14 protein-coding genes are annotated in these 13,726 nt (G+C 58.2%); 6 read left to right on the top strand and 8 right to left on the bottom strand.

Features of this window, described 5'->3' with window-relative positions; all coding sequences use genetic code 11:
- Positions 1 to 9 precede the first annotated feature (9 nt).
- The gene (locus ACI2KS_RS11960; RefSeq protein ID WP_404620332.1) at positions 10 to 753 is read right to left on the bottom strand and encodes an SDR family NAD(P)-dependent oxidoreductase; all 744 of its coding nucleotides are present in this window, start codon (positions 751 to 753) and stop codon (positions 10 to 12) included.
- A gap of 138 nt (positions 754 to 891) precedes the next feature.
- On the opposite strand from ACI2KS_RS11960, the gene ACI2KS_RS11955 reads away from it, so the two are divergent.
- The 3 genes from ACI2KS_RS11955 (at position 892) to ACI2KS_RS11945 (ending at position 3,497) form a co-directional block, all read left to right on the top strand.
- On the top strand, positions 892 to 1,785 hold the full coding sequence (locus ACI2KS_RS11955; protein ID WP_404620330.1) for an AraC family transcriptional regulator N-terminal domain-containing protein: 894 nt from the start codon (positions 892 to 894) through the stop codon (positions 1,783 to 1,785).
- A gap of 140 nt (positions 1,786 to 1,925) precedes the next feature.
- Positions 1,926 to 2,417 carry a hypothetical protein gene (locus ACI2KS_RS11950; protein WP_404620328.1) on the top strand — a complete coding sequence of 164 codons (492 nt, stop codon included), beginning with the start codon at positions 1,926 to 1,928 and terminating at the stop codon, positions 2,415 to 2,417.
- 192 nt (positions 2,418 to 2,609) lie between these two features.
- Positions 2,610 to 3,497 (top strand): serine hydrolase domain-containing protein, encoded by an 888-nt coding sequence (locus ACI2KS_RS11945; RefSeq protein WP_404620326.1) that lies wholly within the window; start codon positions 2,610 to 2,612, stop codon positions 3,495 to 3,497.
- 186 nt (positions 3,498 to 3,683) lie between these two features.
- On the opposite strand, the gene ACI2KS_RS11940 is transcribed toward ACI2KS_RS11945, so the two are convergent.
- Both ACI2KS_RS11940 and ACI2KS_RS11935 read right to left on the bottom strand, forming a co-directional pair.
- The gene (locus tag ACI2KS_RS11940; RefSeq protein WP_404620324.1) at positions 3,684 to 4,736 is read right to left on the bottom strand and encodes an SDR family oxidoreductase; all 1,053 of its coding nucleotides are present in this window, start codon (positions 4,734 to 4,736) and stop codon (positions 3,684 to 3,686) included.
- Between the two features lie 35 nt (positions 4,737 to 4,771).
- Positions 4,772 to 5,488: an SDR family oxidoreductase gene (locus ACI2KS_RS11935; protein WP_404620322.1), complete on the bottom strand. Its 717-nt coding sequence runs from the start codon at positions 5,486 to 5,488 to the stop codon at positions 4,772 to 4,774.
- A 132-nt stretch (positions 5,489 to 5,620) separates the two neighbouring features.
- Between ACI2KS_RS11935 and ACI2KS_RS11930 the strand changes: the two genes are divergently transcribed.
- Both ACI2KS_RS11930 and ACI2KS_RS11925 read left to right on the top strand, forming a co-directional pair.
- Positions 5,621 to 6,502 carry a LysR family transcriptional regulator gene (locus tag ACI2KS_RS11930; RefSeq protein WP_404620320.1) on the top strand — a complete coding sequence of 294 codons (882 nt, stop codon included), beginning with the start codon at positions 5,621 to 5,623 and terminating at the stop codon, positions 6,500 to 6,502.
- A gap of 86 nt (positions 6,503 to 6,588) precedes the next feature.
- Entirely contained in the window at positions 6,589 to 7,338 is a 750-nt protein-coding gene (locus ACI2KS_RS11925) for a FadR/GntR family transcriptional regulator (protein ID WP_404620318.1), read from the top strand.
- Positions 7,339 to 7,341: 3 nt separating this feature from the next.
- On the opposite strand, the gene ACI2KS_RS11920 is transcribed toward ACI2KS_RS11925, so the two are convergent.
- From ACI2KS_RS11920 to ACI2KS_RS11905, 4 genes are all read right to left on the bottom strand, one after another.
- Positions 7,342 to 8,112: a hypothetical protein gene (locus ACI2KS_RS11920; protein ID WP_404620316.1), complete on the bottom strand. Its 771-nt coding sequence runs from the start codon at positions 8,110 to 8,112 to the stop codon at positions 7,342 to 7,344.
- 155 nt (positions 8,113 to 8,267) lie between these two features.
- The gene (locus tag ACI2KS_RS11915) at positions 8,268 to 9,593 is read right to left on the bottom strand and encodes an amidohydrolase family protein (protein WP_404620314.1); all 1,326 of its coding nucleotides are present in this window, start codon (positions 9,591 to 9,593) and stop codon (positions 8,268 to 8,270) included.
- A 115-nt stretch (positions 9,594 to 9,708) separates the two neighbouring features.
- A complete protein-coding gene (locus tag ACI2KS_RS11910) occupies positions 9,709 to 10,494 on the bottom strand; it encodes an alpha/beta fold hydrolase (protein WP_404620312.1) in 786 nt (261 codons plus the stop codon).
- The gene (locus tag ACI2KS_RS11905; RefSeq protein ID WP_404620310.1) at positions 10,491 to 11,372 is read right to left on the bottom strand and encodes a fumarylacetoacetate hydrolase family protein; all 882 of its coding nucleotides are present in this window, start codon (positions 11,370 to 11,372) and stop codon (positions 10,491 to 10,493) included. Before ACI2KS_RS11905 ends, ACI2KS_RS11910 begins: the two co-directional genes overlap by 4 nt.
- 157 nt (positions 11,373 to 11,529) lie before the next feature.
- On the opposite strand from ACI2KS_RS11905, the gene ACI2KS_RS11900 reads away from it, so the two are divergent.
- On the top strand, positions 11,530 to 12,237 hold the full coding sequence (locus ACI2KS_RS11900) for a FadR/GntR family transcriptional regulator (RefSeq protein WP_404620308.1): 708 nt from the start codon (positions 11,530 to 11,532) through the stop codon (positions 12,235 to 12,237).
- A 25-nt stretch (positions 12,238 to 12,262) separates the two neighbouring features.
- Here the strand turns inward: ACI2KS_RS11900 and guaB are convergent, their stop codons facing one another.
- Complete coding sequence (gene guaB / locus ACI2KS_RS11895; protein ID WP_404620307.1) at positions 12,263 to 13,720, bottom strand: IMP dehydrogenase; 1,458 nt, start codon at positions 13,718 to 13,720, stop codon at positions 12,263 to 12,265.
- Between the last annotated feature and the right edge of the window lie 6 nt (positions 13,721 to 13,726).

Here is a 13,726-nt window from a genome sequence, read left to right as displayed (position 1 = left end):
CTCGCGTGTTCAGATGTTGTAGCCGCCGGCGACTTCAATGGTCTGGGCATTGATCCAGGCGCCCTCCTCGCACAGCAGCATGGCGATGACCCGCGCGACGTCTTCGGGCTCACCCACCCTGCCGAGCGCAGTTTGCGTCGCCAGCATCGCTTCGAACTCATCGTTCAACCCACCACCCAGCTCAGTACGGATGGCACCCGGTGACACGGCATTGGCCCGTATGCGCTGCTCACCAAACTCTTTGGCCATGTAGCGAGTGAGCACTTCGAGTCCGCCCTTGAACGCCGCATACGGCGCAACGCCTGCGGTGGCTACGCGGGTAGTGGCACTGGTCAGGTTGACGATGCTGGCGCCTTCGGCCAGCAGCGGCAGCAATGCCTGGGTGAGAAAAAACGGGCCTTTGAGATGCACGTTGAACAGGCCATCGAACTGCGCCTCGCTGACGGTGGCCAAGGGCTTGAACAAGCCGAAGCCTGCGTTGTTGACCAAGCCGTGCAGCGTGGTGGCGTCCCACTTCTCCCGTAAGGTCAGGGCCACTGAGTCTCGAAATGCCTGGAAACTGCCAACGTCCGATACATCAAGCTTGAGGGCTGCAGCCTTGCCACCCGCTTGCTCGATGCGCTGCACAACCGAAGCCGCCGCCTGGGGGTTGGCGTTATACGTCAGGATCACGCCCAACCCTTTTTGCGCAATATGCTCGGCGGCACTGGCACCAATTCCGCGGCTGCCGCCTGTGATCACGATGACGCCCATGTCCGTTTCCTCTGTGGTTGGAATGTGCGTCCACAGTAATAATCAGTACCCCACCGGTCATATCCGTTCCTGCTCGAAACCTGCCTGTTTCTGCTTTTCGCTTGCGCGTCGGGCTGTTCTACCTTCAGCATGCGACGCATGGAAAATCAACTCAAAGAACTCAGATCACTGGCGGCGGGCGCTGAAAACCGCCGAACCGAAACCGGCATTCCGCGCGTGGCCATGGTCCAGGGCAGGATCCCTGAGCACCTGCTGGCGGCGGTCTATGACCCGATGATCAATGTCATTTTGCAGGGCAGCAAAAGCATGACTGTCGGGGACAGGACGCTGCGGTACGACCCGGCGACCTATTTCGTCATGTCCATCGATTTGCCAGCGGTGGGTTTGGTACATCCCGCCGCATCGGGTGAGCCGTATCTGGCGATCAGCCTGACGCTAGATCCGGCAGTCCTGTCGACATTATTCGCCGACTTGCCCAAACCTGCTTGCCGTGTGGAGAACAATTCGGGCTTTTCGGTCGCCTCGGTCACCCGCGACCTGATGGATGCCTGGGTGCGAATGCTGCGCCTGATGGGCGATCCAGATGCCATTGCAGCGCTAGCGCCGGTTTATGAGCGCGAGATCATCTTCCGTGTCCTCCAGGGGCCGCATGGCTGGATGCTCAGGGAGATTGCAGCGCCCGATACCGCCATGGCCCGGGTGAACATGGCTATCCAATGGATTCGCCGCGACTTCGCAAAACCCATCGGCGTAGAACGTTTGGCGGAACGCGCATCGATGAGCGTCTCGGCGTTTCATCGCCACTTCAAGGCAGTTACGAATCTGAGCCCGTTGCAGTACCAGAAACGCGTGCGCCTGCTCCAGGCGCGAACACTGATGGTGGCTAATGCCAAGAGCGTCATGGCTGCGGCCTTCGAGGTGGGTTACGAAAGCGCAACGCAATTCAGTCGCGACTATGCGCGGGTGTTCGGCCTTCCTCCCGCACAGGATGCCGGAAGGATCCTTGCGGACACGAGAGACGCCAGACGCTAGTGGTGGCATGCCTGCTACTATCCTCACGAATGCGGCATCTGGGGCTATCCAGGGTCGGTCAGTCTCGGTGAATCTACGCCAATCCCCACTTCAAGGGCGCCACGATGAGAACGGTGATACTCAAGATCAAACGTGAACTCATGAAAGTGCTGCCGCCGACCGTGTTTTTTTTCATCATTCTGCACATCGTCGCTCTCATTCGCGGGCTGATGATCATGGGTACGGGGATTGATCTGCCGACTTCAACATCGGTGTTAATCGCATCACTCATACTCGGCAAGTCGGTATTGGTGGCGGATATGCTGCCCTTCATCAATCGTTTTCCTGAAAAACCGCTGATCTGGAATGTTACCTGGAAGACCTTCATGTATGCGGTCGTAGCGCTCGCCGTACATTATCTGGAGCGGCTATACGAATACTGGAAAGAGGCACCCAGTATCATCGACGCGAACGCAGAACTTTGGTCCTCAATGAACTGGCCTCGCTTTTTCGCCGTGCAGATTCTGCTCATCACTCTGATATTCATGTATTGCGTGATCGCAGAGTTGGCCCGTGTCATCGGAGGTCATCGGCTAAAGGTGATGTTCGTCGGCCCGCTCCCTCCGCGCAACGGTGATATTTCGAAGGGCTAACCGCTATGGGCGTGGACGACGCTCATGAAAGGCCCTTTGGCAGATGAACCTGATGAGAAAGCTAGCACTCCTTTTGCCAGCCCGCCGATTAACAACGAAGTCAGCGAAAAGGTGGCTCCGCCGCACTGGTGAACAAGAGCGAATCAGATATCTTGTCGAACTGTCGACCCGCTCAACATGCCGAGGAAGCCAATGCTCAGTTCACTCGTATTGAATGGTCAGCCCCAAACGCCTGATCGATTAGAATTGACCGCCCCTTGGTGGAGTTTTACCAAAACAGTCCTGGCTGCGACAGCCCTGTCGTTGGTACGTGACGGGCTGATCAGACTGGACGACCCACTGGTTGACCAGCCTTTCACGTTAAGCCAGCTACTGCGGCATGAGGCAGGTCTGGCTGATTACGGCGAACTTGCGCAGTATCACGCTGCCGTTGCGAATGGCGAGCCCGCCTGGTCGGCAACTGAAATGATGCAACGTCTTGACGGTACTCGACTTCGATACGCTCCAGGAACAGCTTGGCGTTACTCGAATGTGGGCTACTTGCTCATTGGCAGACTGATTGAACGGCTAACTGATCTGACGCTTGATGAAGCGGTGATCCAACGGGCAGTGTCCCCTCTGGGCCTGTCGAACGTGCGCTTTGCCAAAACGCGAGCAGACTTACAAACGACCCTTCTTGGAAGCACGTCCAGTTATGACCCCGCATGGGTGTATCACGGCCTGTTAATCGGCCCGATTTCGCAAGCAGCGCTATTTCTGGATCGACTTCTCAGCGCAGACCTGCTCCCCACGGGCTTGCTCCAGCAAATGCAGACAGCACGAACAGTGGGCGGCCCGATGCCCGGGCGCCCATGGATCACGCCCGGCTATGGCCTTGGCGTGATGCAGGGGGTGATTGAAGGAGGACATTCCCTGTGCGGGCACACCGGCTGCGGGCCAGGCAGTGTCATTGCTGTCTACCGTATTGGCGACGGCGACGCATCGGCTTGCTGCGCTGCTGTTGAGACGGGCGCCCGTGAAGGCGCCGTCGAAGCCATCGTTGTTGGGCAGCTGGTGCAAATTTTGCGGCAGGGGGTCTGAAGGCGTCTAAGTTCTTTTAGCGTCGGCCTGCTGATTCGGCGTATGACCGCTTTGGGTCCAAAGCAGCCATTTCAGCAACGTATCACCCCTAGCAGAGTCCGAATACGACGCTGAAAGCTTCAGATGTCACTCAGAGCGAGGAGCGCATTGATCGCTCCTCGCACTTCATCGATTACGAAAACCCAATCAGGCCGCAGGAATGAAGCCCTTCTCCCCAAGCCACTTCAACGCATCGATCATGATCTCTTGGTTGTTCACGACTTCGGTAAAGCCAGCCCGCCGGATCTTGTTCATGTCCGAGATCATGTCGAACTCGGTATTGAAGATGAAATCGCCAAATGGCCAGCCCACCAGTTTGTCGAACGGCAGCGAGTTCAGCTCGTGAGCTGCCGCCAGACGCTCCCAGTCCCCTGCTTTGCCCGGCATGTGTTTGGCGAGAGAAAACGGCTGCGGCGTGGCGACTTCCATTTGCAGCGCCTCGGCGATCTTGATCCAGATACGCTCCCACCGAAACGGCTCACCCACCAGATTGAACGCCTCGTTGCGCGCAGTCGGTGCCAATGCCGCCCACAGACTTGCGCGTGCAAGCCAGTGCGCGTCCGTCAGCTGGGCGACGACTTCGCGGTAGGTTTTCATGGAGCCCGGGAAACGCAACGGTACGCCGGCCTGCTTGCTCAACGCCGCGAACACGCCGATGACCATGGCGATGTTCATGGGGTTACCAGCCATGTCTCCGACCACCACGTCCGGACGCAGGATGCTCCATTCGAGCCCTTCGCTTACCTGACGCTCGCGCAGCAAATCCTCTTGCGCGTAGTAGAAATTCGGCGCCACGTGACGGGGGTCATCTTCGTAAAACGGCGCGACACCGGCGCCCAGATGCACGCCATACACCTTGGCGCCCTGGTAATGCACCACTCGTTTCAATGGCGCGCCGACCGCCTTCAACCCATCCAGCACGTTGCGCAACATGGTGGTGTTAATGTCTGACTCATGGGCCAGGTCCGGATCGGCCTTCAGCGCAGCATAGAAAACGTGAGTGGTATCGCTGGCCGCAGCCAAGGCAGCCTTGGTGGCCTCGGCATCGCTCAGGTCGCAGTCGATGGCTTCAACGCCCACCACGGAAGTTTTGCGCAGCGCTCGCACGGTCCATTCCGGCGCACTGAACAGGGTATCTACCAAGGCGCTGCCGATGATTCCGCTGGAGCCTACGACCAGTGCTACGTGTTTGTTGCTCATGACAAAATCCTTGCAGTAATTGGAGTGGATCGCCCTCAGGCGATTCGACCGCCACCGTCGACGTGAAGGACTGTTGCGTTGATGAAGCCGTTACCCATCAGCGACAAGGCTGCATCGGCAAGATCATCTGCGTGGCCCACACGGCCGACCGGAAGACCACCGGCAACGCTGTCGAACAAGCCCTGGCGGTCTTCGGCGCTCAGGAAGTCCCACGTTGGAGTATCGACGACGCCCGGCGACACAACGTTCACTCGGACTGGCTTGATTTCCAGTGCCAGCGACATGGCAAGGCCTTCAAGTGCAGCATTCAGCGATGCGACGATCGAGGCGCCAGGCGCTGGACGGTAAGCGGCCAGACCGGAAAAGAATGTGACCGATCCATCCTTGGCCAGATGGGGAGTTGCGTACTTGGCGGCGTAGAACGGGCCCCAGAACTTCGAGACCAGCATCGACTGGACCTGCGCCGTGGTCAGATCCGACATGGGCGCAAACGTCAGCTCGGCAGCAGTGGTCACCAGATGATCGAATGCGCCAATCTCATCAAAAGCCGCTTTGACGGTGGCTTCGTCACCCAGATCAAACGCCTTGTAAGTCGTGCCGTTGCCCAGCGTCGCAGCGATCCGGCCTAGCTTCTCGGCATTACGTCCGCCAATGACAACCTGGCCGCCTGCGGCGATGACTTTCTTCGCCAGCGCCAGGCCCATGCCTGAAGCGCCACCGAGGATTATTACTTTTTTGCCTGCATACGACATGGTCATATCTCCCGAGAATGGTCGGGCGCCACTGATGGGCTGCCCGAATAAAGCGAATGCTTTGATCTGCAGCCAGCGTATGCTTGCAAAAACAGACTAGGTAGAGCCAGAAAAGAGAAGCAGGTTTGCACTATGGGAAAGCCCGGCATCATCGATGCAATACCCGAATTCGTGGCCACCGTCGAAACCGGCAGCTTCAGTGCTGCGGCCAAGCTCATGGATTCGTCGGTCGCGAACCTGAGTCGAAAGGTTGGCGCACTGGAGCGCCGGCTTGACCAGCAACTGCTGCAACGTACCGCTCGCGGCTGCGTGCCCACTGAAGCAGGGCAAACCTTTTACAAGCAGTGCCGGGTGTTGATGGACGGACTTGAAGAGGCCCATGACGAAGTTCGACTTGGCCGCTCCGAACTCAAAGGCAGCATCAAAATCAGTCTTGCCGGCCACTTCGCCGAAAGTACGCTGCCGCCGTTGTTGTCGGAATTCGCGGAACAGAACCCAGGCATCCATCTGCTCATCAACGTGACGGCACGCAATGTCGATCTGGTGAGCGAAGGCGTCGATCTGAGCGTGCGGCTTGGGCCACTGGCCGATTCAAACCTGATCGCCAGACGGCTTATTAGCTTTCCCCTGCGCACCCTGGTTGCGCCTTCCCTGCTGCCAACGATTGCCGAGTGCAAACACCCTGGCGAACTACCCCCTGAGTTATGCCTTTCTCTGCTGGGTCGTCGCTGGAGTTATCGCAAAGGTCGGCAGGTTCAGCATCTGCAACCGGCCGGCCGCATAGGCAGTGACAGCGGGCTGGCGCTGGTCGCAGCCGCGCGCATGGGGCTGGGCGTGATTCAAGTACCGAGCTATTACGGCAGCCCTGAAGTGCTGAGCGGTGATCTCGTGCCCATTTTCGAAGAGTGGAATAGCGATGACGAGTTCGTGTTTTTCCTGGTATTCCCGCCGACACGCTACATCCCCCAACGGGTCCGGGCGTTGGCCGACTTCCTGCAAAATCGACTCGGGTGAAGGGCCTTCAGCTGAGGCGCGCGCCGATTGATACGGCAAAGATGGGATGTTAGGCTCCGGCGTACTCCACCGAGACGACTCATATCATGGCAAAACCTGGTCAAACCCCCGTTCCGCGGCTCTCGCTGGTTGAATCCACCATCGAAACCATCCGCTCGCTGATCGATCAGCGCGTGTGGCAAGTTGGTGAGTGCATCCCGAAAGAGGCCGAGCTGGCCGAGCAATTCGCGGTGGGCCGCAACACTGTCCGCGAAGCGGTTCGGGTGCTTTCGCACTCCGGCATGCTCGAAGTCCGGCAAGGCGACGGCACCTATGTGCGCCGGGCACTTGACCCAGCCCAGACGGTCAACAAGCTGAACCGCGCAGGGCTTCGTGATCACATCGAACTGCAGTGCCTGCTGGAATCCGAAGCTGCCCGCTTTGCCGCACGCAGGCGAACGCCTGAAGACATAGCTCGCCTCAAGGCAGCGCTTGACGTGCGTGGCGAATACACCTGCGACAGCGTGCTGGATGACTTTCTTGACCTCGACCGCAACTTCCATGTCGCGATCGCCACCGCCTCACACAATGACGCGCTTCAGGCGTTGTACGCCTATTTCAACGCGTCGATTCATAGCCACACCAAAAGCATCTTCTCCGACGTCGAACTGCCCGAACCGAGCCTGGCCGATCACGCCGCAATCATCGATGCAATCGTTGCCGGCGATGAAGAAGCCGCCGCTACGGCAGCCCGTAACATGCTCCAGCCTCTGATCACCAAACTCGATAGTTTGCTCGGAGCCGGTCCAGGCAACGCCAAGTGGATGAACCGCATCGGCGCGACGTTCTGGAAATAACGGTCAGAGAAACCACTTGAAAATGACGTTTGGAGAGAACCGCTCGTAGCGGCCGCCGCCGATGTCGTAATGGTGAGTTTCTACCCGCACGCCCAGTTGAAATGATCCGGCTTTGTCTACGTGCCACAGCACTTCGGGCCGGGTGAAGTATTCAGTGCCGTTGTGATCCGTGCCGTTGATCAACGATAGCAATGTGAAGTTGAACTGCTGACCTGCTATTTCCCAGGGCTTGGAAATCAGGTACGAACGCCACAGCCAGTTCGGGTCGTTGTAGTTGGTCGTTCGTCGCAGCAGTCCCGACTCGAAATACGCAAAACCCGGCACGTCGAAGTTCAAGGACAGGCCATAGTTTCGCGAGCGGAAGTCACCATAGCTGGCATCCTCCCAACGTGCGATCAGCGACACATCAGTGACCGGTCCAAACGCGAAAGACTTGCCGGTCATTTTGCCCAGGCTCAACCGTGGGTTGGCGACCAGCAAGTTCTGATTATCCTTGCCTGAACCCCCGGAAGCCGCGCCCTCGCCCCCCACGTCATCGCCTTTGTACAGCTCGGCATCCAGGTAGATATCACCGTATTTGAACGTGCTGAAATGTTCGAACTGGTAAGTCGTCAGATTTTTGTTCGAGGTGCCCGTGCCCAGTATCGGATCGGCCTTGGAGTTACCGGTTGCCATGACGCTGACGACGTTAAAGTTGAATTCGGGATATTCGGCAGCATACGAAGACACAGGAAAAGCACACAGCACTGCGGCAGGGAGGATTACTTTTTTCATGGTCTATCTCGATTGTTGTTTTTATGGAGACACACAGCTACACCGCACGCGGACGAATCGGCGAGCTTTGGGCAACAGGGGTTCATGACTCTGGTCCGAGGATCAGCGCCGGTTCAGCGAGCGGATTGAATCAGGGCGCCTTGCGGCGCCCTTGATCAGTAATGCACTGCAGCCCTCGAGGCCTGCTGGCCGGGCATGCGGTGGATGACAGCTCGGGGAGGCTGGACCTCGAACGAGCTTTTGTGGATCACGCCGTCTTTCATCACCAGCGCGATTTTTTCGGGGTTTTGCAAGACTCTGATGTCAGCCAGCGGATTGCCCGTGACCAGCATCAAGTCAGCCAGAAAACCTTCCTTGATCTGCCCCAGTTCACCGCCCTGCATCATGATCTGACCGCCGTAGCGAGTGGCGGATATCAAGGCTTCCATGTTGCTCATGCCCAGATACGTGGTGAAGTATTCCAGGTCCATGGCGTTGGTGCCGTGGGGCATCCAGGCAAAACCGTAATCACCACCGGGCAATACACGAATCCCGCGTTTGTGCATCTTCTGCAGGGTTTCGCAGGCCGCTTCCAGCTCGCGTTTGTAGCCCATCTTTTCTGCGATTGCCGGCGTGATGCCGAACTCCGACGCGTGATAAGTGGTGCGGATCAACCAGGCCAGACCCGGCGCAACGAAGTGCTTTTCCTTGTTGGCTTCGAGCATGTCCAGCGCTTCTTCATCAGCGAAGCTTGCGTGGTAGATCATGTCGATGCCGTAACGTACACACTGTTTGACTGATTCCGCCGAGCGCGCATGGGCTGCCACACGCTTACCGAAGCGCTTGGCTTCCGACACCAGCATGGCGATTTCTTCTTCAGCGAACGGCGAAGTCTCTGCTGCGATACCGGCGATGTACTCGCCCGACAGATTGATCTTCAGGTGATCGACGCCGTATTTGATGAAGGTCCTGACCGTCTTGCGGATCTCTTCCGGCCCGCAGCACAACGCGCCAAAATTCAGCTCGGGAAACGGCAAATGAGGCAGCGTGTTATCGCCGAGGGCGCCGATGGTCGTGACCTCCTGGCTTCCTGCCAGATAACGAGGCCCGGGGAACTGCCCGGAGTTGATGGCGTTGCGCAGCACCACGTCCAGCCGTGCCTTCGCGGCAGCGGCTCCGATGCACGATGTCCAGCCCATATCGAGATAGCGCTTGGCGACGCCGACGCACCAGAGGATGTGCTCTTCCGGCGGCATCATCTGGATCGCGGCCAGCGAAGGCTGGTCGTTCCACGAAAAGTGAGTGTGCGCCTCGGTCATGCCGGGCATCAGAAATGCGCCTTTGCCGTCTACGGTTTTAGCGTCCAGATCATGCAGCTTGGCGGTGCCGCGAACGATACGCTTGATGCGGTTATCTTCTACCAGAACACTGCCCTTGTAGGGCTTGTCACCGCTTGCGTCGAAAATGGTGACGTTCGTGAATGCAATTTTATTGTTATGCATTTGTATTCTCCGAAATCTTTATCTGGGTTACTCAGGCGCGCAGGGGTTACCTGAAGGCGCTCCTGTTAAAACGGTGGCGGTGGTCATCGGCAGATAACCGGACCACCACTAAAGGTCACGCTATTGACTGATAAAACCGCTCCAGCTCGGCCACACACTCGGCAGGCTTTTCAAAGGTCGTCCAGTGCCCGCATGCCTCGAAAAGCACAACGCGACCGTCGGTGAGACGCTCGTTGAAAGCTTTTACCGCAGCGACCGGAGCAACACCGTCCTGGTCGCCGGTGACCAGCAAAACCGGCGCCATGATTTTTTCAACAGCGGCAGGTTGTGCCTTCGACAAGGCTTCACAGCTTTGACTGTAGCCCTCGGCGGACTGACGCATGATGCATTCGCGCACCAAAGCAACGACCGCAGGCTGGCCGTCTTTGGTTTGCTGAGCAGTGGCCCCCTTGACGATGGCATCGGCGATTTCCTGCATGGCCTCTGCCCCGCCACTTCGCGCCAGATCAGCCCGGGCCTGAATCCCCGGACGACCGGCATCGGGCGGCGCAAGCAACGGCCCGAAAAACGCCAGGCTGTTGACCCGCTGCGGATGTTTTGCCGCAAAGTGGGCCGCGACGATGGTGCCCATGGAGTGTGCAACCACATGCACCTTGTCGACACCCAGTGACTCAAGCACTTGCTCGACCGTTTGCACGTACAACTCAATGGACAGCGGCGTATTGCCCAAAGCAGAACGTGCGCTGCCCGGTAAATCGAAACGGATAACCTTGAAGTTCGCGAATGCCGGCAAAACCGGTGTCCAGGTGTTCGAAGATCCGCCCAGGCCGTGGATGCACAACAGCGGACTGCCTTCCCCTGAAACCTCGACGGCGATGCCGTTCAGGATCTGAGTACTCACTCTGCCACCTCATTCTCCAGCGCGCCGATACCGGCGACTTCAATGCGCACCACATCGCCCGACTGCAGGAAGCGTGGTGGTGTAAAGCCAATGCCGACACCCATTGGCGTGCCCGTGACGATTACATCACCTGGCTTGAGCTCGATACCTGCGGAAATGGTTTCGATCAGCTTCGGAATATTGAAAATCAGATCTCCGATATTGGAGTTCTGCCGCAGCTCTCCATTGACCCAGCACTGGATCGTGGCGTCGGCGACGTTGACTTCATCAGGGGTAGAGATCCACGGACCCATCGGACCAAAACCGTCGAGGGATTTGCCGAGGAACCATTGACGGTGATTTTTCTGCAGATCGCGGGCCGTCATGTCGTTGACAATGGTGTAACCGAATACGTGTGAATAGGCATCGGCCTGAGAAATACCGCGCCCGCCTCTGCCGATGATGACCGCGAACTCGGCTTCGTAATCGAGCTGGTCGGTGACATCGGCGTGACGCGGGATCTTGTCGTTGGTGCCGATCACAGTATCTGGAGTCTTGGTGAATACCACCGGAAACTCAGGAGCGACTTCGCCCTCTTTAGCACTGTGGTCAAAGCCGGATTTACTGAACTCGGCAGCGTGCTCGTGGTAGTTCTTGCCGACGCAGAACATATTGCGGCGTGGCAGGATCGGAGCCTTGAGGGTCACGCCTTCGAGCGACTGACCCTCGCCGCTTGGCACCAGATCTGACTTCAGCTTGTCCCAATGAAGGACCAATTGGTTCATGTCGCCCGTAAAGCCGGAAATAAGCTCGGAAACAGGCCAGAAACGTTCGGTTTCGCTGTTCACGACAACGACGGACAGTTCACCGGCAGCATTTGCAATGGTTGCGAGTTTCATTGTTATTGGTCCTCTAACGGTCTGGTTTTGGTTCAACTGGAGCCGAATATAGGACCGCAACAGTACCATTGCAACCATTTTTTTGCAGCATTAGACCAATTGGTATATCGTTCACCCTCATACACCCCATCTCCCTACAAGCAGGAAGGTTTTCAGCGTGAGTGAAGCAGTGGCTCAAAAGTCCGTCCGTGCAGATGGTGCCCGCAGCCTGGCCAAATATCTGGTTGAAGAGATAGAAAGTGGCCGACTCGCGGCGGGGCAAAAGCTGCCTGCCGAACGAGAACTGAGTGAGTCATTCCAGGCCTCTCGCGGTTCGGTCAGGCGCGTGCTCTCCAACCTCAAGGAAATGGGCCTGATCACGCAGACGGTTGGCAGCGGAACCTTCGTCGCCGATAACGTGCGCCTGGTAGCTCCCCCGGTTGAATCCCGTGCAGCCACGATTCAGACCAGCCCTGCCGAATTGATGGAAGCGCGTCTGCTGATTGAAACGCAGATGCCTAACCTGATCGTGCGTTACGCCACCGCCACCGATTTCGAAAAAATGGACGAGTGCATCGTCCGCTCGGAAGCCGCGACGACCATCGAAGGGTTCGAACACTGGGACGGCGCGTTGCATCAGGCCTTTGCCGAGGCGACGCATAACAGCTTCTTCCTGAAGATTCTTGAGCTGACCACGCAAATTCGTGAAGAAGGCGAATGGGGCCGGCTGAAGAAAAACTCCCTGACTCCCGAACGCCGCAGCCAATACGAAGAGCAACACCGCGCGATTGTCAGCGCCCTGCGTGACCGCGACGAAAAGCTCTCCCGCGACTTGATCGAGGCGCATCTGATCCAGGTCCAGCGCAACCTTTTCGGTCGCAACTAGACCTTTGTAGCCAGACCTTTATCGATCAACCCAGGTAATTCGGCGCCTGCTTGGTGATCTGCACATCGTGCACATGGGACTCCTGCAAACCTGCACCGGTGATGCGCACGAATTCGGCTTTCTCATGCAGCTGCTGGATCGTCGCGCAACCGGTGTAACCCATGGCCGAGCGCAATCCGCCCAGCAACTGATGCACGATGGCCGACAGCGAACCCTTGTACGGGACGCGGCCTTCAATCCCCTCCGGCACCAGTTTTTCTGCGCTGGTGCTGTCCTGAAAATAGCGATCCCTGGAGCCTTGTTGCATGGCGCCCAGCGATCCCATGCCGCGATAGCTTTTGTAGCTGCGACCCTGAAACAGCTCTGTCTCACCCGGCGCCTCTTCCGTCCCGGCAAACAGCCCGCCAAGCATGACGGTATGCGCGCCAGCGGCCAGAGCTTTGGCGATATCGCCCGAGAAGCGAATGCCGCCGTCGGCAATCAGCGGCACGCCGGTTTCGAGCAGTGCTTCGGCGATGTTCGCCACGGCGGAGATTTGCAGCACGCCCACGCCGGTGACTACACGAGTGGTGCAGATCGATCCCGGACCGATGCCGACCTTCACCGCATCGGCGCCCGCCTCCACCAACGCCAAAGCCGCTTCTGGCGTTGCGATGTTGCCAGCGATCACCTGGGCGTCGGGGTAGTGATCCTTGATCCAGCGAACGCGGTCAATCACGCCTTTTGAGTGACCGTGGGCAGTATCGACCACTACCACGTCGACCCCCGCCTTGATCAATGCATCAATGCGCTCGTCGGTATCGGCCCCGACGCCGACTGCTGCCCCCACCCGCAGACGACCCAACGCATCGCGACAGGCCATCGGATGCTCCGTGGATTTCTGGATGTCCTTGGCAGTGATCAAACCCGTCAGCCGGTAGCTGTCGTCCACCACCAGCACCCGCTCCAGCCGATGCTGGTGCATCAACTCCTTCGCCGTGGCGATGCTCGAGCCATCGGTCACCGTCACCAGTCTGGCCCTGGGCGTCATGAGGGACGACACCGGGCTATCGACTTCAGTGGCAAACCGCAGGTCACGGTTGGTGACGACACCGACCAGTTGATGATCGCTATCGACCACCGGAAAACCGGAAATCCAGTATTCCGCCGCTAGCGCAATCACGCTGCGAATTGCCTGGCTGTCCATCACAGTCAGTGGATCGCGGACGACACCTGACTCGTAGCGTTTGACCTTCGCCACCTCAAGGGCCTGCTGGGTAATGCTCATGTTCTTGTGGATGAAACCGATCCCGCCTTCCTGCGCCAGCGCGATGGCCAGCCGCGACTCGGTCACGGTGTCCATGGCGGCGGCTGTCAGTGGAACATTCAGATTGATCCTGCGGGTCAGGCGACTGGTGAGGTCGGTGTCCTTGGGCAGGATGTCCGAATAAGCCGGCACCAGCAGCACATCGTCGAACGCCAGTACGTCTTGTTTGATCTTCATGGTTAA

The sequence above is a fragment of the Pseudomonas sp. NPDC087358 genome, from assembly GCF_044900785.1.
GTDB lineage: Bacteria > Pseudomonadota > Gammaproteobacteria > Pseudomonadales > Pseudomonadaceae > Aquipseudomonas.
The sequence above is the reverse complement of the archived record's forward strand: the minus strand, read 5'-3'. Positions and strand labels throughout refer to the sequence as shown.

What these genes read in the sequence shown, in the direction of transcription:
- ACI2KS_RS11935 (WP_404620322.1), bottom strand. Translation starts at nt 5,488, where the DNA reads ATGTCGTATGCAGGCAAAAAAGTAATAATCCTCGGTGGCGCTTCAGGC.
- ACI2KS_RS11950 (WP_404620328.1), top strand. Translation starts at nt 1,926, where the DNA reads ATGAAAGTGCTGCCGCCGACCGTGTTTTTTTTCATCATTCTGCACATC.
- ACI2KS_RS11945 (WP_404620326.1), top strand. Translation starts at nt 2,610, where the DNA reads ATGCTCAGTTCACTCGTATTGAATGGTCAGCCCCAAACGCCTGATCGA.
- ACI2KS_RS11930 (WP_404620320.1), top strand. Translation starts at nt 5,621, where the DNA reads ATGGGAAAGCCCGGCATCATCGATGCAATACCCGAATTCGTGGCCACC.
- ACI2KS_RS11920 (WP_404620316.1), bottom strand. Translation starts at nt 8,112, where the DNA reads ATGAAAAAAGTAATCCTCCCTGCCGCAGTGCTGTGTGCTTTTCCTGTG.
- guaB (WP_404620307.1), bottom strand. Translation starts at nt 13,720, where the DNA reads ATGAAGATCAAACAAGACGTACTGGCGTTCGACGATGTGCTGCTGGTG.
- ACI2KS_RS11925 (WP_404620318.1), top strand. Translation starts at nt 6,589, where the DNA reads ATGGCAAAACCTGGTCAAACCCCCGTTCCGCGGCTCTCGCTGGTTGAA.
- ACI2KS_RS11905 (WP_404620310.1), bottom strand. Translation starts at nt 11,372, where the DNA reads ATGAAACTCGCAACCATTGCAAATGCTGCCGGTGAACTGTCCGTCGTT.
- ACI2KS_RS11915 (WP_404620314.1), bottom strand. Translation starts at nt 9,593, where the DNA reads ATGCATAACAATAAAATTGCATTCACGAACGTCACCATTTTCGACGCA.
- ACI2KS_RS11960 (WP_404620332.1), bottom strand. Translation starts at nt 753, where the DNA reads ATGGGCGTCATCGTGATCACAGGCGGCAGCCGCGGAATTGGTGCCAGT.
- ACI2KS_RS11955 (WP_404620330.1), top strand. Translation starts at nt 892, where the DNA reads ATGGAAAATCAACTCAAAGAACTCAGATCACTGGCGGCGGGCGCTGAA.
- ACI2KS_RS11940 (WP_404620324.1), bottom strand. Translation starts at nt 4,736, where the DNA reads ATGAGCAACAAACACGTAGCACTGGTCGTAGGCTCCAGCGGAATCATC.